This window comes from Candidatus Methylomicrobium oryzae (genome assembly GCF_016745425.1).
GTDB lineage: Bacteria > Pseudomonadota > Gammaproteobacteria > Methylococcales > Methylomonadaceae > Methylomicrobium > Methylomicrobium oryzae.
In genome coordinates this window covers 126,881-150,760 of sequence record NZ_JAERVK010000008.1, presented here as the reverse complement: position 1 = coordinate 150,760, position 23,880 = coordinate 126,881, and the positions used below count along the sequence as shown (strand labels likewise).

General features: G+C 54.6%; 14 protein-coding genes. 4 read left to right on the top strand and 10 right to left on the bottom strand.

What is annotated here, in order from left to right; translation table 11 throughout:
* Positions 1–302 precede the first annotated feature (302 nt).
* The gene (locus JJL52_RS10725; RefSeq protein WP_202052407.1) at positions 303–1,622 is read right to left on the bottom strand and encodes a UDP-glucose dehydrogenase family protein; all 1,320 of its coding nucleotides are present in this window, start codon (positions 1,620–1,622) and stop codon (positions 303–305) included.
* A gap of 403 nt (positions 1,623–2,025) precedes the next feature.
* Here JJL52_RS10725 and lpxB point away from each other — a divergent pair, with 403 nt between their 5' ends.
* Positions 2,026–3,183 (top strand): lipid-A-disaccharide synthase, encoded by a 1,158-nt coding sequence (lpxB, locus tag JJL52_RS10720; RefSeq protein ID WP_272901733.1) that lies wholly within the window; start codon positions 2,026–2,028, stop codon positions 3,181–3,183.
* On the opposite strand, the gene JJL52_RS10715 is transcribed toward lpxB, so the two are convergent.
* The 4 genes from JJL52_RS10715 to JJL52_RS10700 form a co-directional block, all read right to left on the bottom strand.
* On the bottom strand, positions 3,173–3,877 hold the full coding sequence (locus JJL52_RS10715; protein ID WP_202052406.1) for a DUF2490 domain-containing protein: 705 nt from the start codon (positions 3,875–3,877) through the stop codon (positions 3,173–3,175). The genes lpxB and JJL52_RS10715 overlap by 11 nt on opposite strands.
* 31 nt (positions 3,878–3,908) lie before the next feature.
* On the bottom strand, positions 3,909–5,492 hold the full coding sequence (locus JJL52_RS10710) for a glycoside hydrolase family 57 protein (RefSeq protein WP_202052405.1): 1,584 nt from the start codon (positions 5,490–5,492) through the stop codon (positions 3,909–3,911).
* Between the two features lie 9 nt (positions 5,493–5,501).
* Positions 5,502–6,323 carry a DUF4912 domain-containing protein gene (locus tag JJL52_RS10705; protein WP_202052404.1) on the bottom strand — a complete coding sequence of 274 codons (822 nt, stop codon included), beginning with the start codon at positions 6,321–6,323 and terminating at the stop codon, positions 5,502–5,504.
* 162 nt (positions 6,324–6,485) lie between these two features.
* Complete coding sequence (locus JJL52_RS10700) at positions 6,486–9,938, bottom strand: AAA family ATPase (RefSeq protein ID WP_202052403.1); 3,453 nt, start codon at positions 9,936–9,938, stop codon at positions 6,486–6,488.
* Between the two features lie 744 nt (positions 9,939–10,682).
* Between JJL52_RS10700 and JJL52_RS10695 the strand changes: the two genes are divergently transcribed.
* Entirely contained in the window at positions 10,683–13,478 is a 2,796-nt protein-coding gene (locus JJL52_RS10695) for a methyl-accepting chemotaxis protein (RefSeq protein ID WP_336885061.1), read from the top strand.
* A 37-nt stretch (positions 13,479–13,515) separates the two neighbouring features.
* Here the strand turns inward: JJL52_RS10695 and JJL52_RS10690 are convergent, their stop codons facing one another.
* From JJL52_RS10690 to recA, 5 genes are all read right to left on the bottom strand, one after another.
* Positions 13,516–13,959: a hypothetical protein gene (locus JJL52_RS10690; RefSeq protein ID WP_236994188.1), complete on the bottom strand. Its 444-nt coding sequence runs from the start codon at positions 13,957–13,959 to the stop codon at positions 13,516–13,518.
* 249 nt (positions 13,960–14,208) lie between these two features.
* A complete protein-coding gene (locus tag JJL52_RS10685) occupies positions 14,209–15,432 on the bottom strand; it encodes an aspartate kinase (RefSeq protein ID WP_202052401.1) in 1,224 nt (407 codons plus the stop codon).
* Between the two features lie 127 nt (positions 15,433–15,559).
* Positions 15,560–18,175: an alanine--tRNA ligase gene (gene alaS, locus JJL52_RS10680; protein WP_202052400.1), complete on the bottom strand. Its 2,616-nt coding sequence runs from the start codon at positions 18,173–18,175 to the stop codon at positions 15,560–15,562.
* 199 nt (positions 18,176–18,374) lie between these two features.
* On the bottom strand, positions 18,375–18,875 hold the full coding sequence (locus tag JJL52_RS10675) for a RecX family transcriptional regulator (protein ID WP_202052399.1): 501 nt from the start codon (positions 18,873–18,875) through the stop codon (positions 18,375–18,377).
* 18 nt (positions 18,876–18,893) lie between these two features.
* Positions 18,894–19,925 (bottom strand): recombinase RecA, encoded by a 1,032-nt coding sequence (recA, locus tag JJL52_RS10670; RefSeq protein WP_202052398.1) that lies wholly within the window; start codon positions 19,923–19,925, stop codon positions 18,894–18,896.
* Between the two features lie 411 nt (positions 19,926–20,336).
* Here recA and JJL52_RS21395 point away from each other — a divergent pair, with 411 nt between their 5' ends.
* Both JJL52_RS21395 and secA read left to right on the top strand, forming a co-directional pair.
* Positions 20,337–20,570, top strand: a complete 234-nt coding sequence (locus JJL52_RS21395) for a hypothetical protein (protein WP_236994187.1) — start codon at positions 20,337–20,339, stop codon at positions 20,568–20,570.
* A 102-nt stretch (positions 20,571–20,672) separates the two neighbouring features.
* Complete coding sequence (gene secA, locus JJL52_RS10660; protein ID WP_202052396.1) at positions 20,673–23,390, top strand: preprotein translocase subunit SecA; 2,718 nt, start codon at positions 20,673–20,675, stop codon at positions 23,388–23,390.
* Positions 23,391–23,880 lie beyond the last annotated feature (490 nt).

The following is a 23,880-nucleotide window of genomic DNA, read 5'->3' as shown; positions in this document are numbered from 1 at the left end:
GATCGCGCTTATGCACTGAATGCTCGTCATTCCGGCAGGGATTGCCGGAATCCAGATGCCACGGATGGCATTCCAGAGCAGTTTGGGGTGTTTTTAAGCTAACAATCCCCCGTATTGTGGGTAGATTTTACTTCCCTGTAAACTGGATTCCGGCAATCCCTGCCGGAATGACGGTTTTTATATATAGCGCGATCGCCCTGGTGCGGAAGGTTAATAATTTGAAAATGATATCAACCTCATTGGGCGATTTTCATCGAATTGAAACTTGGCTGAAAATTGCCAAGACTAATCGGCTTCGGTATTTACCTGCCTATCGAATAATGCAGCAAACCGCTTTGTCTTACCAATTTCGGCGAATACATGTTTCGGCCATCGAAAATCACTTTGTCCTTCAATAGATTGCTTAATCTGTCGAAGTCCGGGCTGCGGAATTGTTTCCATTCGGTACAGATAATCAGCGCATCGGCATCGATTAAGGTGTCGTCCTGTTTGGAGCAAAACTTCAGGCCGAACTTATCGCTGTAAATGGCCTGGGCTTCTTTCAGTGCTTCCGGATCATAAGCCTGAACCGTAGCGCCGGCGTCTATCAATGCTTCCAATATGGCACGGCTCGGCGCATCGCGCATGTCGTTGGTATTCGGTTTGAAAGCCAGGCCCCACAGGGCGAATATTTTGCCTTGAGGGCCTTCGGGATAGTGGGAAATGATTTTTTCGAATAAGCGGCGTTTTTGCCGATTATTCACGTTTTCCACGGCCGATAGCAATTCGGCTTGATAACCCATTTCCCTGGCCGTACGTTCCAGCGCTTTAACATCTTTCGGAAAACAGGATCCGCCGTAGCCGCAACCCGGATAAATGAAGCTGTAGCCGATGCGGCTATCGGAACCGATCCCGTGGCGGACATATTCGATGTCGGCTCCCACCAGTTCGGCAAGATTGGCCAGTTCATTCATGAAGCTGATTTTTGTCGCTAACATGGCATTGGCGGCATATTTGGTCAGCTCGGCGGAGCGGATGTCCATGATAATGATCCGTTCTCGGCTGCGGTTGAAAGGCGCATACAGGGCTTTCAAAAGTTCGGAGGTACGGGGGTTGTCCGAGCCGATGATGATACGGTCGGGTTTCATGAAATCTTCAAGCGCGGAGCCTTCTTTCAAAAACTCCGGATTTGACACCACGTCAAATTCGAGTATTTCGCCGCGTTGAGCCAGTACTTCATTTACGGTTTGTTTGACTTTATCGGCGGTGCCGACCGGCACGGTGGATTTGTTCACGATGATTTTATAATCGTTTAAATGTTCGGCGATGTTTTCCGCCACCGCCAGCACATACCGCAAATCGGCCGAACCGTCCTCATCCGGCGGCGTACCGACCGCAATAAATTGGAACAAGCCGAAATCTACCGCTTCTTTGACGTCCGTGGTAAAGCGCAGCCGGCCGGATTCCATATTGCTCTTGATCATTTCTTCCAGGCCCGGTTCGTAAATCGGGATGATGCCTTGGTTGAGCTGGCCGATCTTGTGTTGATCGATGTCCATGCAAATGACTTGGTTGCCTACGTCAGCTAAACACGCTCCCGTGACCAGCCCCACATACCCGCTGCCGAATACGGTAATTTTCATAGTTATCAGTCCGTTAAATCATATTTTTTATTCAATTGAATATTGACTTGATTGTCGAATAATTTTCAAATTTTATTTTCTCCTCCGGTTTTACCATCTCAGAAACTCCAGCTATAAACAGCTATGATATTAATTTGATGGGCTAAAGTTTAAGTATATTGGGTAGTCGTTAATAGTTTTAAAAAATGATACTGAAAAGATAGTAAATAGATATTCGAATTATTTATATAGAAATATGTCGCTTAAAATTGAAAGACTGTGATGAGGCTATAAACCTTTCGCATTCGGGTCAAAAATGCTTTCCTAAGGAAAAATCTATAATCTTCTTTTTCATTGAAATAATCCGGACTTAGGCAAAATTCCTTTAAAATGGATAGCCCGAACCAATTAACGAGGACTGTCCTTGCCAGATTACAAGCCGTATAAAGTCATGTTCAGCGCCGGCGAAGCGTCCGGCGACCGGCATGCCGCGCATATGTTCAGCGAAATGAAAGAACTGCAACCCGATATTCAGGGCATCGGGATGGGCGGAGAGAAAATGAAACGGGCGGGAATCGATGTCCGTTACGATTCTTCACAAATCGCGGTGATCGGGGTGGTCGAGGTGGTCAGGCACTATGCCGAAATCCGCCGCGCCCTGAAACTGATGCAAGCGCTGCTGGCGAACGAGCGGCCGGAGTTGCTGGTTTGCGTCGATTACAAGGAATTCAATTTCAAGCTCGCGACTTACGCCAAACGGATCGGCATCAAGGTGTTGTTTTATGTCGGTCCTCAGGTCTGGGCCTGGCGGCCGGGAAGGGTCAAGCAGTACGGCCGCGTGATCGACATGATGGCGGTCATCTTTCCGTTCGAAACGGCCTATTACGAGGCCGAGAAGGTGCCGGTGCGCTATGTCGGCCATCCGTCGGTCGACAAGGTGCATCCGCGTTACGGCAGGGACGAGGACTTCGACCGCTTCGGCCTGGACGCCGCCAAGCCGGTCGTCGGCCTGTTGCCGGGCAGCCGGAGCGGAGAGATCAGGCGCATGCTGCCGGTGATGCTGAAAGCGGCCGAGTCGATTGCCGGCCGCGTGCCGGGCGCGCAGTTTATCCTGCCGCAAGCCGGATCGATCGCCGACGAAATGCTGAACGGTTATCTGCAAACCTCGCCGCTCAAAATTACGGTGATCAAGGACCAGCCGTACGACGTGATGCAGTGCTGCGATGCGATCATGACGACGTCGGGCACGGCCTCCCTCGAAATCGCGCTACTGGAGGTGCCGATGGTCATAGCCTACAAACTTTCGCCGCTCACCTATTGGCTGGGACGGTGGCTGGTCAAGACGCCGTTCATCGGCCTGCCCAATATCGTGGCGGGCAAAGGCATCGTGAAGGAACTGATTCAGCATGAGGCCAGCGCCGGGAATCTGGCTGACGAAATGGGTAAAATTCTGACCGATGCCGATTATGCCGGGCGAATGCGCGAGAACCTGCAAAGCGTCAAAGCGCGCCTGGGGCTGGGCGGCGGTTCGAAGAACATGGCCATGCTGGCATTGGAGATGCTGGCGGCTTCTAAAAATTGACGTTCAGATTGGTCAGCCAGATGTGGTTGACGCCGTCCGGCGTGCCGAAGTTGTTTACGTATTGAAGCTGATAACCGGTATCGATATTGATTTTCGGGGTAATCTTGTAACCGATGCCGACATAGCTCCGGTTCTGGTTGATGCCCGTCTGAACCGCATTCGCCAGGCGTCCGTGGTTGATCGAATTGAAATAAACGAACAATTCGTCGGCCGCGATCAGATAGGCTTTTGTTTCGGGCAGCGAATAAACAAACCGGAACCGGTGGCGCATCCGAAACGCGGTATCTTCGTCTTCGAAAAAACGTTCTTCCATCCGGAATCGGTACTGAAAATTCAATTGCGGCGTCCAGTTATCGATCCACTGCAACTGCTGCATAAAGTCGTTGGTGGCCAGTTCGAAATCGGTTTCCTTGCTGTATTCGCCTTGCCATGTGTAACCCAGCCAGAGCTGCAGCTTCTGGGTCAGCTTGTAGCCCAGCAAGGGCCGCACGATAATTTGGCTAAACTCGCCGTTGTCGTGCTTGGTACGCGGCGCCAACTCCAGAAACGCCAGATAGGGACTGCCGCCGAAATCGGTCTGATAGGTATTGCTGAGCCACATGCCCCAGTCGTCTTTGACAGGGGCCGCCGAGGCTAGGGTGGATATGGCAAGCAGACCGATAGAGAGCAGTAAAATCCTTGAATGTTTCCGCATGAGTGTATGGAATGTAAGAGTTAAACAGGTTCTAGGCGCAGTAATTCCGGAAATCGATGTCCGGAAAGATATTGTCCATGATTTCGAGCGCGGAGAGGTAACGTTCGTCGATTTTGCCTTTGCGCAGGCTGTCGTAAAGATAATTGAAACGGGCCAGGTGGTCGGTGATCCGTTTGACCGCATAGTCGACCGTAGTGCCCGATTTCATGATGAACGGCCAGTCCGAGGACTGAGCAAGCAGCAGCGAGCGGACCGCCTGATTGAACGCGCGTTCCTGTCGAGGATTGACCGAAATGCCTTTCAGCTCGGCGACGAACGCTTCCAATTGCCGGCCGGCCTGATGCAGATAAGGATAGATCCAATCGTTCGTTTCATTGATCCAGTAGCTCGAATAGCCTTGTTCGCCCCAGGTTGAGGCCGACGGCGTCGCGGCTTGCAGGGAGGGGAACCGTTGCAGGTCATCTGCGCAGCTGACCGTGCGGATGCCGTTTTCGCCCGCTATCCGCAGGACTTGTTCCAGCCAGTAAGGACCTTCGAACCACCAGTGCCCGAACAGCTCGGCATCGTACGGGGCGACGATCAGCGGCGGACGGTCCATGCGCTTTGCCAGCGCATCGATTTGCCGACGGCGTTTTTGGATGAAGTCCCGTGCATGCAGTTCGGCTTTCGCCCGTGCGGCGCTCGGGTCGTAAGGTTGTTTGGGCCGATTTTCGCCGGTGACCCGGTAATACTTGATCCCGGTGTTCGCGCGGAGGTGTCCGTCGACAAGATACGGGCCGATATAATCCAGGTCCAGGTCGAAGCCGATGTCGCGGTAGTATTCGCGGTAATCGAAATCGCCGGGATAGCCCTGTTTGGAGCTCCAGACCTGTTCGGACGATTCGGGGTCGCGCGCAAACGCGGCGACGCCGTTTTCGCAGGCGAGCGGGGCGTAAACGCCGTTGAGCGGCGGCCGGTTCGCATTCAGAAGACTGTGCGAGTCGACAAAAAAATACGCGATACCGGCCTCTTTCAGAAAGGTTTCCAATCCCGGGTAATAACCGCATTCGGGCAGCCAGAATCCCTTCGGCGCGAAGCCGAAATGGCGGCGGAACGTGTCGATCCCGACGCGGATCTGGTTGCGCACCGCGGTTTCGCTGACGCTGAGCAGGGGTAGAAAGCCGTGCGTCGCGGCCGTCGTAATCAGTTCGAGCTTGCCGTGCGCCTGATGCATGCCGAACGCGCCGGGCAAATCGCCGCGGCACCGATTCTGATAGAAGTCCAGCGTATGCCGGTAGAAGCGCCGGTACAGCCTGGCCAGTTTATTCAATTCCGGTTCGCGGCGGGTTCTGACGGTTTCTTTTTCGGCCAGTTCGATCAGTTTGTGAAGATGTTGCAGGTAGCGGCTTTGCAGCAGTTCGTCGCGCAGCATCGAAATCAAGGGCGGCGACAGCGACAAGGTCAGGCGATAGTCGATCCGGTCGTTTTCCAGCCGGTCGAGCATTTCGAGCAGCGGAACGTAGCATTCGGTCATCGCCTCGAACAGCCAGTTTTCTTCGAAGAAGCTCGGGTGTTCGGGATGACGCACGAAGGGCAGGTGCGCATGCAGGATGATGCCGAGAAAGCCGTTTTCCATAGAGTGTCTTTATTTTAGGCCGCGCCCCGAAGCATGCCGGAACGGTTGTGCCGATGCGGGGCGGGCAGCCGGTTCGAAGTCGGCCGCGATTTCGCCGAAATCACGCAGGCATTCGGCAAATTCCGGCATTGAGTCCGGGTAACGGTGCGCACTTAAATGTAAGGGCAATCTTCCGGAAAAATGCGGGCCTTCCATCCAAACCGCGTCCGGTACTTCCTGCTCGCGGGATGGGAAACCGATCGCGCCTGTGAATGCCGGGTTTTCTTGCGGCGAAATCTCGGCGGGAAACCGTTTGCTTCCCGGCAAGGCCGGCACGTGGACGAGATTCGAATGCGCCAGCACTTCCAGGCTGTGATCCGGGTTCAGCCGGCCCAGCGCGGCGGCATAGTGCGTATCGTCGATCGGCAGGCGGATGTTTTTTCTGTGTGCGGCGTCATCGGCCGGCACATCGAAATACAGATCGAAAGGGGTTGCCGCTTGTTTGGCGTTTGGCCGCCAGTAAATGCGCAGGGTCAAAGGTTTTTGCGCCTGACGCGCCGGCGGCTGGCCGGGGGCGCTGTTCCAGTACGCGTACAAGTGGTGAGGATCGACCGGCAGCAGCAGTATCTCCGGCTCGGCGGGGGAAACCGCCGGCATGAATCGGCGGGCGATGTCCTCGCTGATCGCCTGCAACGCTTGGTAGCCGAAATTCCGCGTTTCCCGCCGCTCGGCCGCAACCGCCGCGTCCGAAGGCGCGGCAGCTGCGGCATCGGTGCGCGGACAAGGCTTGGCATCGGCCAAAGAGGCCTTGTGAGGGGAAAATTTAAGCGCAATCTCTTGGCTGATCGCCAACATCTCATCCGGAGTGGGTTCGATGCAAGAGCGGGATTCTGCCTCTGTGGAAGTAATCAACGGGAGCCCTACGTAAACGTGACCCGCAATTTACCGGAGGGTGCGGCAGTCTGCAATCCGTTTTCGATTTTGTTCGGCATCGGCCAGATATCCCTATCGCGATCAGGACGCCATTTTCAACATGCCCATGCCGTTCGGTTTTTTGACGATCTGCAAACGCGCTTTGAAGCGCTTTTGCACGCTTTCGATATGCGAGATCACGCCAACCGTTTTACCGTGCTGCGTATGCAGGCTTTCGAGCGCGGAAATCACGATAAACAGGTTTTCCGCGTCAAGCGCGCCGAAACCTTCATCGAGGAACAGCGAATCGACCGAGCGACCGTTGCTGGCCAGTTCGGAAAGCCCGAGCGCCAGAGCCAGACTGACCACAAAGCTTTCGCCGCCGGACAGGGTGCGGGGCAAGCGGCGCGCATTGCCTTGCAGCGTATCTTCAACCTCGAGCGCGAGTCCGCTTTCGCTGGGTATTTTGCGGAGATAGTAGCGGCCGCTCAGTTTTTCGAGCAGCGTATTGGTTTTGTCGAGCAGTTGGTCGGCGATTTTGTCCCGGACCCGACGGCGGAACGCCATTCCGCTTTCGGCGGTGATCAGTTGCTGTTCTTCGGTCAACGCTTTTGCGGTCGCTTCCTGCGCTTCGAGTTGGGACTGGATCGCATCGTACCGGTTGCGCAGGCGCTCCTGTTCTTTCAGCAAGTTATCCAGATGCCGCACTTCGAAATGCGCAATTTCGAGCTTTTGCGTCACATTGCGCACCTGTAGGCTGATCTCGTCGAGCGGCTGGTCGGTATCCTTGTCGCGCATTGCCGCTTCGAGCTGCTGACGGTTACTCTCCTGCAACGCGGAAGTTTCGGCTGAGCGTTGCGCCAGATAAGCGGCTTTCTGCTCCTGTTCGAGGCGCGAGGCCTGCAGCGCCAGGATTTCCTTGAGTTCATCGACGCCGGAAAAGCCGGCTTCCTGCATTTTTGCTTGCAGCGCTTTCTCCAGCACGCCCGCCATCGCCTGTTTTTCCGCGAGCCGCACGCGGTCGGCGGCGATCAGTTTCTGTTTATCGAGCAGCGCCAGATGCAGCGCGACGCTTTCTTCCTTTTGCAGCTTGCTGCCGGCGGCCGCAAGCTTTTCCTCCAGGCCTTTGATTTCCTCGCGGATCGCCTTGTCGCTGGCCGCCAGCGCCGCCAGGTCCTCTTCCAGGCCGTCTTTACGGATCAGATGGGTCTGGTATTCATGGCGGCGATGGCTGAGCCTGTCGTAAAACTGTTCTTCCTTGCCTTTGCCCGGCATCTTTTCGCCGAGCAGGGCCAACTGCTCAGCAATTTTCGCCGCCAATTCCTTTTCCGCTTCGACGGCTAAGCTGAGTGCGTTCGAAATTTCGAATGGGTCGAAAGGCTGGTTTTCCCGTTCGGCTTCGAGTTTTTGCAGCGCGGCAGTTAGCTGTTCGATCGAGGCGCTGCTTTTTGCAATCTGAGCCTTCAGTTTTTCGATGCTTTGAATCTTGTTGCGGTGTTTGCCGAGCAGAAAAGCGATTTCTTTGAATTGCCTGTCTTCCTCGTCGTAGAGCTCGTCCATGCGCTTGATCTGGTCGATCTCCAGGTTTTGCGCGATATTCAGGCGGTTGCGCAATGTTCCCCATTGAGCCTGGATTTGCCGCGCTCTTTGCAGCGTAACCGCATGTTTTTCCGATAGCCGGCGCGCATCTTCGACTTCGATTTCCAACCTTTCTGCCCGGGCGGTCTCTGCGCGTATCCGGGTCTGCTGGTCCGCCAACGCTTTTGCCGAACTGCCGACCGCCGGTGGTTGTTTGGCATAGGGATGCTGCAAGGCGCCGCATAAAGGGCAGGGTTTTCCGTCGATCAGATGATGGCGGTCTTCGACCATGCGTTTCATCATGTTTTCGCGGTAAACTGCGCCTTCGAGGATCAGCCGGATATTCTCGTCGCGTTTGATGTTTTCGCGCAGCTCTTCGAGTTCTCGCGCCAGTTCGTCCGGATCGGGGAGAGCGTTCGCGGATTTTCTGAACAGCCCGAAAAAACCGGAGCCGTTCCCGGCCAGCTTCCGGTATTGGATCGCGAGTTCCTTCAGCTCCTTGAACCCTTTGACGCGTTCCTGTTGGTCGCGGTGCAATTCGGCAAACTCATCAGGCATTCTCCCTTGCAGCAGTGCGGCGACGGTTTTCTCTTCGCCTTCGAGCTGCTCCTGAAAACGGGCGACATTCGCGGTTTCTTTTTCGATGGCCGCCTGCGTATTCCGGAGCGATGCCGATGCGTTTTTCGCCCAGTCGTCGAAAATCTTTTGTTTCTGGCTGAGTTCCCTGATGTCCTCGCGCAGGTTTTTCAGTTTGATCGTTTCGGGGAAATTATCGACCAGCGGCGCATCGCCGGCATGCTGATCGAGCCAGCCGCCAATTTCCTGCAGAGCGGCTTTTTTTTCGGCACCTTGCGCGGCCAATGCCTGCAATTTACCGATTTGGGAAGAGCGAGCCAGCTCGATTTGGGCGATTTGCGTCTGAATGTCGTAAAGCGTTTGCTGCTGCGTTTCCAGCGACTTCGCACCCAAGCCTTCCGGTGCTGTTTGGGGTTGACTGCGGCTGGCCAGCATATCTTCGAGCTGCCTCAGTTCGGAGGTCAACGCCGCCAACGTTGACTGGATTTCCTGTACGGCTTGGTGGCTTTCCGTGACCGCTTCCAGGTCTTTTACGAACGGTTTCAGATCGGGCAAGGAATCCAACCGATTGAGGATTTGCCCAATGCGGTTCTGCTCCTTTTCGAAATCCTGCAGTTCCTTTCGCTGGCCTTCGATGCGTGCCTGCAAAGCGTCGATCTTTTGCAGCACGAGCTGCTGTTCCTGAAGCCAGCCCAATTCTTCCTGCAGGGCGGTAAACTGGTCGTTGAAATCCTGCAGGTCATGTTCGGAGGCTTCCCGTTTTGCCGCGTCCATGATCGGGATTAGCTCCAGTTCACGACGGATCCGTTCCACGTTCTGATTGGCTTCCGCAAGCCGGGTTTCGATCTCGCGCTTGTGGTCTGCGTAAATGTCGGTGCCGACGATCTTTTCGAGGATGTCTATCCGCTCGCTGTCCAGCGCGTTCAGAAAAGCGGCGAAGTCGCCCTGGGCCAGCATGATCGAACGGGTAAAATTGCGGAAATTCATGCCGGTGATTTCCGTCAGCTTCGCGTTGACTTCGTGCGGCGTCGCCGCCAGCGTTTCTTCCTCGCCGTTCGAATCCAGCTGAAAGAGCCGCATTTCGGACGGCAGCAATTCGCCGTCCGCATCGCGCTGCACCCGCCAGCTCGACCGGTATTTATCCTGCCCCAATGCGAATTCGATGACGGAGAAACACTCGGAGGTATGGCGCGTCATTACATGCTCGGCAGGGCGGTCGAAACGGTAAGTTTCGCCGTACAAGGCCAGTGTAATCGCATCTAGAATACTGGTTTTGCCGGAACCGTTAGGGCCTGTGATCGCGAATACGCCGGTGTCGGTAAATGGAGATTGCTCAAAGTTGATCCGATGCTCGCCTTCTAATGAGTTGATGTTTTTGAAGAAAATACTGATTATCTTCATACGGATATAAAAATGAATTGGCGATGTGGTTAACAATCTATGAATTCTCACATCATACACAATCAAACTGCCAGAGAAAACAACAATCCTAAAAGAACGGTCTGTCCCGGGCAGATCGATAACAATTATCCAACCGGTGGAATTACCGTAGTCTATCTCAGTCTACCGCTGTCTGACGATAGGTGCCTGCCCTAATGATTGACGTTTGATGGAGAGAAACCGCTCCAAAATCGTGCAATTCTTTAAGAATTCAGCCGTTCGATAGTAGTAGAGGGCCGAAAGTAGCTTTGCTTGTCCATAAAAGTTCCATCGGCAGTGCACCCTAAAAAGCTATGCACTGAAATGGTGCAATGCTCTCAAAGTGCGCCCATAATTGATGCGTTAGAATGATGATTTTGTTGCTGCTGGTGCCATAAATCCAATTTTTCATTGTTTTATATGTATATAAAATATTGGCATAGCTATTGCTTAAAATCTTAAAGTGTGGTGCGAACCCTCTTAGTTCAGGGAATATGCCGTTTTTATTTGGAGCTGAGTTCTATTACCCATTGGCTAATTTTGAAGGTTAGACCCACCATAAAATTCTTGCTGGATCGGATCGCCGAGCCAGTTGCTATGTCTCTGTTGCTATGTCTCTAATGGATCGGGCTTTTTTAAAGTTGAAGACAATGAAATCGCTATTGCTATCCCAATAATCAAAGTAACGTCATCAAGTCTAAATCTGAGTATCATGGGGCTATAGTCATGCCAGAAAACAATAACATGCTTAACAAGCTTACCATTAAAAATTGTTTGATTCTTATCGTTGCTTGTTCCGCTGTAGTATCGGTGTCACTGAGCGCATTAGGTTTAATCGGCATGCAAAAAACCAATACCGGACTGCGTACGGTATATCTGGACAGGGTTGTGCCGACCGGTCAGCTTGCTGAGATTCAGCGCTGGCAACTGACAAATGTTAGAGCGCTGGCCAATGCTTCGTTTTTCAAAAGCGATATTTCGAATACGCTGGCCGTGATTGACGATAACATCAGTCAAATCTCCCGCCAATGGGGGATCTATATGGCCACCAATCTGACTCCTGAAGAGGAACAACTTGCAAAGCGGTTTGCTGCGGATCGTGCACGGTTTGTCAGTGAAGGACTGAAGCCTGCACTGAAACTATTGGAAACCGGCGACAATACTGCTCTACAGAAGCACATCAAGGAAGTCGTAGAGCCTCTCTATATCCCCTGCGATAAAGGTATTCAGTCGCTCATCCAGCTACAGTTGACTGTGGCTGAGCAGGAGTACGAATCTGCGCAAAGCCGTTTCCTGGTGCTGCTGTCGATTTCCCTCATCTTCGGCGCCGGGGGGTTGGCTGTGCTCGCCTTTATTGCGAGCGCCTTGATCCGTCATATCTCCAGATCATTGTTTACCGCGCAAGAAGTAGCGGCCGCGATCGCTGCCGGCAACTTTGATTCGGCTATCGATACCGGGCAGCAAAACGAGATCGGCGCTTTGCTGCGTTCCATGAAAACCATGCAGGACTCGATCAATGTTTTCTTCGCCGAATTGAATACGATGGCGCAGAAGCATGCGGAAGGCTGGGTCAAGGAACAGCTCGACCCGCTGAAGTTTTCCGGCACTTACAGCCGGATGGCCCAGGAAATCAACGAGCTGATCCAGTCGCGCATCGCGATCAACCGGAAACTGCTCGGTATCGTCACCCAGTATGCGAAGGGCGACTTTTCGATGGACATGGACGTCTTGCCGGGCGAGACCCTCGTGATTACCGAAACGATGAACAATGCCAAGCAGACTTTCCTTAAAGTGAACAACGAAATCAAGCTGCTCGTAGCCGCCGGCGCCCAAGGCGATTTCTCCAAACGCACCCAGGCGGACCGGTTCGAGTTCATGTTCAAGGACATCCTGAATGATCTCAATACCTTGATGGAGACCTGCGATGTCGGCTTCAACGACGTGTTGCGCGTTTCCGATGCCCTGGCCCAGGGCGATCTGACCCAAACCATCACCCGGGACTATCCGGGCGCGCTGGGGGCCATGAAAACCGGCGTCAACAGCACAATCCAGACACTGAATTTCTTTTTCGCCGAATTGAATACGATGGCGCAAAAGCATGCGGAAGGCTGGGTCAAGGAACAGCTCGACCCGCTGAAGTTTTCCGGCACTTACAGCCGGATGGCCCAGGAAATCAACGAGCTGATCCAGTCGCGCATCGCGATCAACCGGAAACTGCTCGGTATCGTCACCCAGTATGCGAAGGGCGACTTTTCGATGGACATGGACGTCTTGCCGGGCGAGACCCTCGTGATTACCGAAACGATGAACAATGCCAAGCAGACTTTCCTTAAAGTGAACAACGAAATCAAGCTGCTCGTAGCCGCCGGCGCCCAAGGCGATTTCTCCAAACGCACCCAGGCGGACCGGTTCGAGTTCATGTTCAAGGACATCCTGAATGATCTCAATACCTTGATGGAGACCTGCGATGTCGGCTTCAACGACGTGTTGCGCGTTTCCGATGCCCTGGCCCAGGGCGATCTGACCCAAACCATCACCCGGGACTATCCGGGCGCGCTGGGGGCCATGAAAACCGGCGTCAATAGCACGATCCGAAACCTTGAAGAGATGGTAACCGCAATCCAGGATTCCGCTTCCGCCATCAATATGGCGTCTAAGGAAGTGACCGCCGGTAATAACGATTTATCCCATCGCACGGAAGAGCAGGCGGCCAGTCTCGAGCAGACCGCTTCCAGCCTGGAAGAGCTGACTTCAACCGTCAATGCCAATACGGAAAGCGCAAAACAAGCCAATCAATTGGCCAAAGGCGCAAGCGAAGTGGCGCTTAAAGGCGTGGAAGTGATTGGAGAAGTGGTGGTAACCATGAACTCGATCAACGAGTCGGCGCATAAAATCAGCGAGATTATTACAGTCATCGACGGCATTGCCTTTCAGACCAATATTCTTTCTTTAAATGCCGCCGTCGAGGCGGCTAGGGCGGGGGAGCACGGACGAGGATTTGCGGTCGTGGCTGACGAAGTGCGAAAACTTGCCCAACGCGCCGCTGTGGCTGCGGGGGAAATAAAGGGATTAATCGGGGATTCGGAATTGAAGGTTGCGCAGGGAGGTAAAATGGTGGGCCAGGCCGGAAAGACCATGGAGGAGATCGTGGACGCCATCCGGAACGTGACCGTCATCGTCTCGCACATCGCGGAAGCCTCTATCGAGCAGAACTGCGGGCTAAGCCAGATCAATCAGGCCGTTTCGCAAATGGATCTTGTCACCCAGCAAAATGCGGCCTTGGTAGAGCAAGCGGCTGCTTCTGCGGAAGCGATGCAGGAACAAACCGAAAATCTCAGCATGATGGCTGCGCGATTTAAGGTGAATAATATAAATTCCGGCAGAAAGTCGGAAAACCGAGTCTATCCGATGCTGGAAAAACTTAGATCCTCAGCGGAACATTACAATCCGTCTTATAAAAGAACCCTACAGGAAAAGCCGGAACTCAAGCTAGCCAATAATGACGAATGGGATGAGTTTTAAAGCGATTTCGATCAACCGCTGTTTGTGCGGCAAGCGCTTAAGTTCTTGCCGATCGCAATGCGGTTTCGGCACGGGGCAGTGGTTCGCCTTCATGAAAATCGCCGCGTAACGCTTTTAAAGCGTATTTTTCACGGTCTATCTCCTTACGGGTACGGATGCCCAGACGGCGTAATATCGGCACCGGCGGACACCAGCCCTGAAGCGCATGCTGAAACAGGAACGGCAAAACGACCGCCGGCAGGAGGAGCCATTTTATATTTTTCGTCACGCCGAGAGACAAGCCGATAAAAGCCAGTGCCGAAGCGTTGGTTTCAAGTAGGCGTTCAATATCCCATTCGCGATCAAGCTCGTCGATGCGCCGGGTAATCTCTTCGGAGCTTTTTTGGGCATATTCCCGTACGCGAGCTTCTATCGCCCTGTCGATTCTGCGGTTGACCGCTTCAGAAGTGTTTGCACGTACTCTGTCTGCGCTTTCTATCATCATGCTCTCCTGGAAATTTGACTGCTAACAGTGATTCAAAGCCAAGTTTGCCTCACAAATCACTCCCCAAAAATTAGGCAGTGCTCACTGTTTTAGGTTCAGTCCTCTGGATGGATCTTGAATTTCCAGGATTTATTCCGGATTTCGAAGCGGAGCAATTATGCAACGGCTATCGCCATACTGCATCTCGATTGATGGAGGGTGGATGAGGCTCCGTTTGTACCGGAAAACGGAGCCCAAGCAAGTACGCTATGCCGCCTGCTGGTCCAGCTTGAACGCCGCATGCAGCGCCCGGACCGCGAGTTCCAGGTATTTCTCGTCGACGACGACCGAAATCTTGATTTCGGAGGTCGAGATCATCTTGATGTTGATTCCTTCGGAAGCCAGGGTCCGGAACATCGTGCTGGCGATGCCGGCGTGCGAACGCATGCCGACGCCGACGATCGAAATCTTGACGATATTGTTGTCGGCAGTGACTTTCTTTGCGCCGAGTTCGGTGCAGGTCTTTTCGAGCGAGGCTTTCGCGCGCTCAAAATCGTTCCGGTGCACGGTGAATGTGAAGTCGGTCGTTTCGTCCTCTGCAATATTCTGAACGATCATGTCGACTTCGATGTTCGCATCGGCGATCGGGCCGAGGATTTTGGAGGCGACGCCCGGCTTGTCCGGCACACCTGTGATCGTGAGTTTGGCTTCGTCCCGGTTGAAGGCGATGCCCGAAATCAATGCGCTTTCCATTTGTGTTTCCTCGTAAGTGATCAGGGTGCCGCTGCCTTCCGTAAATGACGACAGTACGCGCAGCGGCACGTTGTATTTGCCGGCAAATTCGACCGAGCGGATCTGCAAAACTTTTGAACCGAGGCTGGCCATTTCGAGCATTTCTTCGAAGGTGATCCGATCGAGGCGGCGGGCTTTCGGTTCGATGCGCGGGTCGGTCGTATACACGCCGTCGACGTCGGTATAGATCAGGCATTCGTCGGCTTTCAACGCGGCCGCCAGCGCGACGGCGGTGGTGTCGGAGCCGCCGCGGCCCAGGGTCGTGATGTTGTCGTTCTCGTCGACGCCCTGGAAGCCGGCAACGACGACGACTTTGCCTTCGTTCAGCTGGACGCGCATCCGGCTGTCGTCGATGTTGCGGATACGGGCCTTGGTATGGCTGCTGTCGGTCAGGATCCTGACCTGGCTGCCGGTGAACGAAAACGCCGGACAGCCGATTTCTTCGAGCGCCATCGCGAGCAGGGCGACGGTGACCTGTTCGCCCGTGGAGACCAGCATGTCGAGTTCGCGTGCGTTCGGCTGCGCCTGAATGTCTTTCGCCAGCCCGATCAGCCGATTCGTTTCGCCGCTCATTGCCGAAACGACCACGACAATCTGGTCGCCCTGGTCGTGCGCCTTTTTGACTTTTTCGGCGACCGCCTTGATCCGTTCGACCGAGCCGACCGAGGTGCCGCCGAATTTAAACACGTACAGTGCCATTGTTAACCTGTTTGAATTTTATCGGTATGTATGAATTGGATGTGTAGGTTGGGTTAGCGATAGCGTAACCCGACAATATGCGATGATGCGGATATCATGATGTCGGGTTACGCTTCGCTAACCCAACCTACGCGGATGCGGTTTGCGTCTGCACCCACGCCGGCACGTCGGCCAAGGCCTTCGCCAGCCCGGACGGATCGGTGCCGCCCGCCTGCGCCATATCCGGCCGGCCACCGCCTTTGCCGCCGACCTGGGTCGCAACGAAATTGACCAGATCGCCGGCCTTCACGCGACCTGTCTGATCTTTCGTGACGCCCGCGATCAGGCTGACCTTATCGCCGTCGACGGTCGCGAGTACGATCGCCGCGCTGCCGAGTTTGTTCTTCAACTGGTCGACCAGGTCCCGCAGGGACTTCGGATCGACGCCGTCGAGCTTGACCGCCAGCACCTTGATGCCGTTTACCTCGACGGCTTTGGCGCCGAGTTCGTCGCCGGCCGAGCTGGCCAATTTTGCGTTCAGACGCTCCAACTGCTTTTCGAGGCTGCGGGTCTTTTCGAGTAGCTGTTCGATTTTTTCGGCCGCTTTGTCGGGCGAGCTTTTCAACAGGCCCGCAATCGAGGCGAGCGCCTTGTCGCGTCCCGCAATCCAGTCGATACAGCCTTGTCCGGTGACCGCTTCGATACGCCGTACGCCGGCCGCGACGCCGGTTTCGCCGATGATTTTAAAACAGCCGATATCGCCGGCGCGTTCGGCATGGGTGCCGCCGCACAGTTCGGTCGAGAAATCGCCGATCTTCAGCACGCGCACTTCAGCCCCGTATTTTTCGCCGAACAAGGCCACCGCGCCTGCCTTGACCGCCTCGTCTTTCGCCATGACTTCGGCCGAAACCGGCGCGTTCAGGCGAATCTGTTCATTCACGATCCGTTCCAGTTCGGCGATTTGCTCGCTGGTGACCGGTTCGAAGTGTGAGAAATCGAAGCGCAGGCGCTCGGGATTGACCAGCGAGCCTTTCTGCGCGACATGATCGCCGAGGATCTGCTTGAGTGCGGCATGCAAAAGGTGCGTCGCGGAGTGATTCAACGCGGTCGCCCGTCTATCCGAAACATTGACGCTGGCGATACAAACCTGGCCGGTCTTGAATGCGCCGTTCAGCACTTTGCCTTTGTGCAGAAACAGATTGCCGCCCTGTTTTTGGGTATCGGTTACTTCGAAAGCGGAATCGGCGACAGTGATCGTGCCCGAGTCGCCGACCTGTCCGCCCGATTCGGCATAGAAAGGCGTCTTGTCGAGCACGATCACGCCTTCCTGGCCGGCCGCCAGGGTTTCGACCGGCTGGCCCTGTACGTACAGCGCGACGATATGTGCCTGATCGGCGAGATGGTGGTAACCGGTAAATTCTGTCTCGACGTCGAGCTTGATGTCCTGATCGTAACCGGAGCCGAACTGGCTGGCCGAGCGGGCTCGGTCGCGCTGGGCGGCCATCGCGGTCTCAAAGCCGGCATGATCGACCGAAAGGCTGTGCTCGCGCGCAAAGTCGGCGGTCAGGTCGACCGGGAATCCATACGTGTCGTAGAGCTGGAAAACCGTATCGCCCGGAATCACATGGCCTTCGAGTTTGGCGATGCAGGCTTCGAGGATCTTCATGCCTTGCCCCAAGGTTTCCGCAAAGCGTTCCTCCTCTTTTTTCAGAATGCGTTCGACTTGTGCCTGCGCATTCTTCAGTTCGGGATAGGCCGAGCCCATTTCTTCGGCGAGCGGCGCGACCAGCTTGTAAAAGAAGATGTCGCGAATCCCGAGGCGGTAGCCGTGCCGGATCGCGCGGCGGATGATCCGGCGCAGCACATAACCGCGCCCTTCGTTCGACGGCAACACGCCGTCCGCGATCAGGAATGCGCAGGAGCGGATATGGTCCGCAATCACCCGGAGCGAGCTCTGGTTCAAGTCCTCGATGTCAGCTAAGGCGGCCGCCGCTTTCAGCAATTTTTGGAACAGGTCGATTTCGTAATTGCTATGCACGCCTTGCGAAACCGCCGCGATCCGCTCCAGGCCCATGCCGGTATCGACCGAAGGCTTCGGCAGCGGCGTCAGGGTGCCGTCGGCAGCACGGTCGTACTGCATGAACACCAGATTCCAGACTTCGATGTAACGGTCGCCGTCTTCGTCGGGCGAACCGGGCGGGCCGCCGGGAATCGATTCGCCGTGGTCGTAAAAGATTTCGCTGCAGGGGCCGCAAGGGCCGGTGTCGCCCATCGACCAGAAATTGTCTTTGGCGCCGATGCGGGAAAAACGGTTAGGGTCGATGCCGACGTCTTTCAGCCAGATGGCTTCGGCTTCGCTGTCTTCTTCAAATACGGTCACCCATAACTTGTGCGGCGGGATTTCCATTTCTTTCGTTAAAAAATCCCAGGCGAAATGGATCGCTTCTTTCTTGAAATAATCGCCGAAACTGAAGTTGCCGAGCATCTCGAAAAAGGTATGATGCCTTGCGGTATAGCCGACGTTCTCCAGGTCGTTGTGCTTGCCGCCGGCGCGGACGCAGCGCTGGCTGGTCGCCGCGCGGCTGAAACCCTTGTGCTCGCGGCCTAGAAAGACATCCTTATACTGCACCATGCCGGCATTCGTGAACAGCAGGGTAGGGTCGTTACCGGGAATCAACGAACTGGACGGCTCGATCGTGTGCCCCCGTTGGCGGAAGAATTCCAGAAAGGCGGAGCGCAGTTCAGCGCTGGTCATCTTTTTCATAGGTTATGCGATTAAAAGACTAAAGTAGTTAATTTCCTGTTGAGGTGTTTTTTTTCGTTTCCATGCGTTGCGCGGGAGAGCGACCAATTTCGAAAATCGTAGGGTACGCTGTGCGTACCGTTTTCGGCTCGGTTAAATTGAGCTCTGCGAAAGGTACGCACAGCGTACCCTACAAAATACCGAAGCTTTCGTCTCAACTTCATTCATTAGGGAGTGATCCATTCCCCGTTTCGGCGTGCCTCACAAAGGCAAATAAATCCATAATCATGGCACTCGTAAAACCGCGTTGTTGTAAAAATCGGCTGCGCTTCGCCCATTCGTTCCGATTCGGAGCCGGGCCGCTACCGTATTTCCTGCTATAAACCTGCCGTAAAAGCGCCATCCACCCGCCTGCCACCGACTCGGCGAGCGCTTCGAGATCAAACGGGGGAAGATGGGCAGAATCGATGCCGTTCTGACGCAGTTCGTAGGTTATAAATACGGGGCCGTAACCTTTCAAAATCCGCGAACGTGCGTAACTCTCCGCATAGCGCACATCGCTTTGCCAGTTTTCTTCGGCTAACTGATCAAGGACCGCTTCGATGCCTTCTTTTGCAAAACCTTTGGGGGCCAGCTTTTGCGTCAGTTCTTTCCTGCTATGCTCGCGGCCGGCCAACAGCCGCAGGCATTCGGCCTTGATCTTGTCGTCCGTTGGGTCCACGTAAAATCGGTTCGGATTTTACTCCTCGTCAAGATCGAACTTGTCCGAAACCGGCAGTGTTTTGCCGAACGCTTCCGCGCGTATTTTCGTTTCGATTTCCTTGGCCTTGTCAGGATGCTCTTTCAGGTACTGTTTCGCGTTATCCTTACCCTGGCCGATCTTTTCGTCGCCATAGCTGTACCAGGAACCGGATTTCTGGATCAGGCCGAAGCTGACGCCCAGATCGACCAACTCGCCGTAGAACGAAATGCCTTCACCGTATAGAATCTCGAATTCAGCCTGTTTGAACGGGGGGGCGACCTTGTTCTTGACCACCTTGACCCGCGTCTCGTTGCCGATCACTTCCTCGCCTTTCTTGACCGAACCGATCCTGCGAATGTCGAGGCGCACCGAGGCGTAAAATTTGAGGGCATTGCCGCCGGTCGTGGTTTCGGGATTGCCGAACATGACGCCGATCTTCATCCGGATCTGATTGATGAAAATCACCAACGTGTTCGAGCGTTTGATGTTGGCAGTCAGTTTACGCAGCGCCTGGGACATCAGCCGCGCCTGCAGGCCCATGTGCGAATCGCCCATGTCGCCCTCGATTTCGGCCTTTGGGGTCAGCGCAGCAACCGAATCGACCACCACTACGTCGACCGCGCCGGAACGCACCAGCATGTCGGTAATTTCGAGTGCCTGCTCGCCGGTGTCGGGCTGCGAAACCAAGAGATCGTCCACATTCACGCCGATTTTTTCGGCATAGCCGGGATCCAGCGCATGCTCGGCATCGACGAAGGCGGCGGTGCCGCCCAGTTTCTGCACTTCCGCGATCACCTGCAAGGTCAGCGTGGTTTTTCCGGAGGATTCCGGCCCGTAGATTTCGACGATCCGGCCGCGCGGCAAGCCGCCGCAGCCCAAGGCAATATCCAGTCCCAACGAGCCGGTCGACACCACCTCGATGTCGCGGGCCGCCGCCACGTCGCCCATCCGCATGACCGAGCCTTTGCCGAACTGCTTTTCGATCTGCATCAATGCCACGCCGAGCGCTTTCTTTCTGTTTTCGTCCATTGCCTATACCTTAATAGTGATCAGATGAGTTAACGGAGTGCCGCCCAACTTAATAGAGTATTATTACATACGGGTGCCGGTTCGGGGTAGTGTTGTTTTGGGATTCCAAGCCGGCTTGATAGGTCTCGGATGAGGGTTGTGATGTTTGTTTATTCGTTGCCGATTCTATTCGGTCAACTTGATTTGATTAGTCCGTCGGAGGCTTTGTTCATTATCATCGGCCTTTTCGCGGGGGTATGGGTTTTGACTCCTGCTCCGGGAGAAAAGCTTGGGCGGTGGACTTCGGAGAATTATTTGTTCTCGTGCTGGACCGGAAGACAGTGGCTGGTCGCTACTTTTTGGCCATTCTTTCTATCTCTAAACGTTGTCTTATTCGCTGTGGATTGGCTTGCCCGGTCGGGGTTGTGGACGGTGTCAAGCTGGGATGATGTGCATTTTGTCCTGCTGCTTCCGATCATCTGGTGGACGGCGTCTATCTGGCGCTGCTCGGCAAATACCGGGCTTCGCCTGTACAGTGCGGGCGCCCGTTTTGCGACCCTTGGCGTATTCATCGAATACGCCTTGAAATTGTACATTCGGGTCGAATATCCGCGCATTTTCTTCAATTGCGAAGATTTGCTGCTGAATTACGGCAGTTGTTTTTGATGCGTGGAGCCTTGTCGGCGTAAAACCTGCCTCGCTATAAAAAAAGCGGTAAACCGGTTATAATCGGTCTTTTTTATTCATAATTATTATTTCGGAATAAACATGCTGGGTAAGCTGGTCAAATTTGTTGTAGGGAGCCGAAACGACAGGCTGGTAAAAAAGAAAAGAAAATTGGTCAAAAAGATCAATGCCTTGTCTGCTGAGTTTGAAAAGCTGTCCGACGACGCCTTACGGGCGAAAACTCAGGAGTTCCGTGACCGCCTTGCCCAGGGCGAAAAGCTCGACAATCTGATTCCCGAAGCTTTTGCCGCTGTCCGGGAAGCCTCGTCGCGGGTCTTCAAGATGCGCCATTACGATGTGCAGTTGATCGGCGGGATGATCCTGCATGACGGCAAGATCGCCGAAATGAAGACCGGCGAAGGCAAGACGCTGATGGCGACGCTGGCGGCTTACCTGAACGCGCTGCCGGGACGCGGCGTGCACGTGGTCACCGTGAACGATTACCTGGCGCGTCGCGACGCCGAATGGATGGGGCGGCTGTACGGCTTCTTGGGTATGACGACCGGCGTGATCGTCAGCCAGATGGACTACGATGCCCGTCGCCAATCCTATGCCTGTGACATTACTTACGGCACCAACAACGAATTCGGCTTCGACTATCTGCGCGACAACATGGCATTCAGCCTGGAAGAAAAAGTCCAGCGTGAATTGCATTTTGCGATCGTCGACGAAGTTGACTCGATCCTGATCGACGAAGCCCGGACGCCGTTAATCATCTCCGGCCCTTCCGAAGAAAGCTCCGAAATTTACATCAAAGCCAACGCGATCATTCCTTACCTGACCAAACAGGAAAAAGAACACGGTCCCGGCGATTATTCGGTCGATGAAAAAACGCGCCAGGTCCATTTGACCGAAGAGGGTCACGAGCGGGTCGAGCGTCTGATGGTCGAACATGGCCTGATGATGGAGGACAGCAGTCTCTACGACGCTTCCAATATCCGCCTGATGCATTATCTGAGTGCTTCGCTGCGCGCCCATGCACTGTTCAAAAAGGACGTGCACTACATCGTGCAGAACAATCAGGTCATCATCGTCGACGAATTCACCGGCCGGATTATGCCGGGCCGGCGCTGGTCCGAAGGTCTGCATCAGGCGATCGAAGCGAAGGAACATGTGCCGATTCAAAGCGAAAACCAGACGCTGGCTTCGATCACCTTCCAGAACTATTTCCGCCTCTATCACAAGCTGTCCGGAATGACCGGCACGGCCGACACCGAAGCGTTCGAATTGAACAAGATTTACGGACTCGAAGTGGTTGTGATCCCGACGCACCGGCCGATGATCCGCAAGGATCTCGGGGACGTGGTGTTTTTGACCGCCGAGGAAAAATACCAGGCCGTCGCCGAGGACATCAAACGCTGCGTCGAACGCCAGCAACCGGTGCTGGTCGGTACCACCTCGATCGAAAATTCCGAACGGTTGTCCGCGCTGCTGAAAAAACAGGGCATTCCGCATGAAGTGCTGAATGCGAAGCAGCATGAACGCGAAGCCCACATCGTCGAACAGGCCGGTAAGCCGGGCGCGGTCACGATCGCGACGAATATGGCCGGCCGCGGTACCGACATCGTGCTCGGCGGCAGCCTGGAGGCCGAATTAAAGGCGCTTGGACCCGATGCGACCGAAGAAGAGAAAGAGCGTGTGCGCGGTGCTTGGCTGGATCGCCATAATCAAGTGGTCGCCAGCGGCGGCTTGCATGTAATCGGATCCGAACGGCACGAATCCCGCCGGATCGACAACCAGCTCCGGGGACGTTCCGGTCGCCAGGGCGATCCGGGCTCTTCGCGTTTCTACCTGGCGCTCGAAGACGACCTGATGCGGATTTTCGCTTCCGACCGGGTGGCGGGGCTGATGGCGAAGCTCGGCATGGGGCACGGCGAAGCGATCGAGCATCCGTGGGTGACCCGTGCGATCGAGAATGCGCAACGCAAGGTCGAAGCGCGCAACTTCGATATCCGCAAGGAAATCCTGGCCTATGACGATGTTGCGAACGACCAACGGAAAGTGGTCTATGCGCAGCGCAACGAGCTGATGGCGGCCGAAGAAATCTCCGAAATCATCACCGCGATCCGCAAAGACGTGATCAACAACGTGATCAACCAGTATATTCCGCCGCGCTCGATGGAAGAACAATGGGATATCGAGGGGCTTGAGGAGCATCTCCTGCAGGAATTCAACGTCGAGGTTCCGATTCGGAAGATGCTCGACGAAGACAAGAAGCTGCAGGAAGAATCCCTGCGTGAGCGTATCGTCGAAGCGATGGAGCAGGCGCATAAGGACAAAGAAAAGAAAATCACGCCGGCAGTCATGCGCCATTTCGAAAAATCGGTGATGCTGCAGGTGCTCGACAACAGCTGGAAGGAACATCTGGCGGCGATGGATTATCTACGTCAGGGTATTCATTTCCGCGGCTATGCCCAGAAAGACCCGAAGCAGGAATACAAGCGTGAAGCGTTCGAAATGTTCACGCACCTGCTTGATCACATCAAGTATGAAGTGATTACCATTCTCTGCAAAGTTCAGGTCCGGCAGGAAGAAGATATCCAGGCGATTGACGCACAACGTCAGGCACCGAAAGAAATGCATTTCGAGCATGCCGAAGCATCTGCCCTGGCGACAGAGGAACCATCCCCTGAAGAAGTTGAAAATGAGTCAATCTCCGCTCAACCGTTTGTTCGCTATGGCGACAAGGTAGGACGAAATGATCCTTGTCCTTGCGGGTCCGGCAAAAAATATAAACAATGCCATGGCAAGATAAACTGATTTAGGACTGTTTATCCTTATCCTCCAATGAACGGCGGTTTTCTGAATTGAAAACCGCCGTTTCAGTATGAAATCGAACGCTATTATGTAAAGCCATGTAATTGCGAGCTGTTTTGTCGTGGCATGGGTCCATTTTTAGATAATTTCCCCAAGTCTCAATGAGTGCATGGGGGAGTCTCCGCTCTAGCTCGTCTCGAGGCGTCTACTTCAAATGAATTGCCCGTCGCTCATGCAGGCCACGGGCTCGGACTAGAGCATTTTCATATCGCGTATAGGGAAGTCCTTACTTTCTGAAGGGTACCATGCCGTTAAGTAAGCCGTCATCTCGGCAGGGATTCATGCCCGGCTTTCCGGCCTGGCCCCCTTCGGGTCCATGCAAATCTGTTCCAAACAGATGTGTGCCGAGATCCACGACTGCATGGATGCCGCCACGAAAGGGTGGTCTATGGACAGAGGTACGAGCCCAAGGAAGGGCGTGAATGCAGCGATT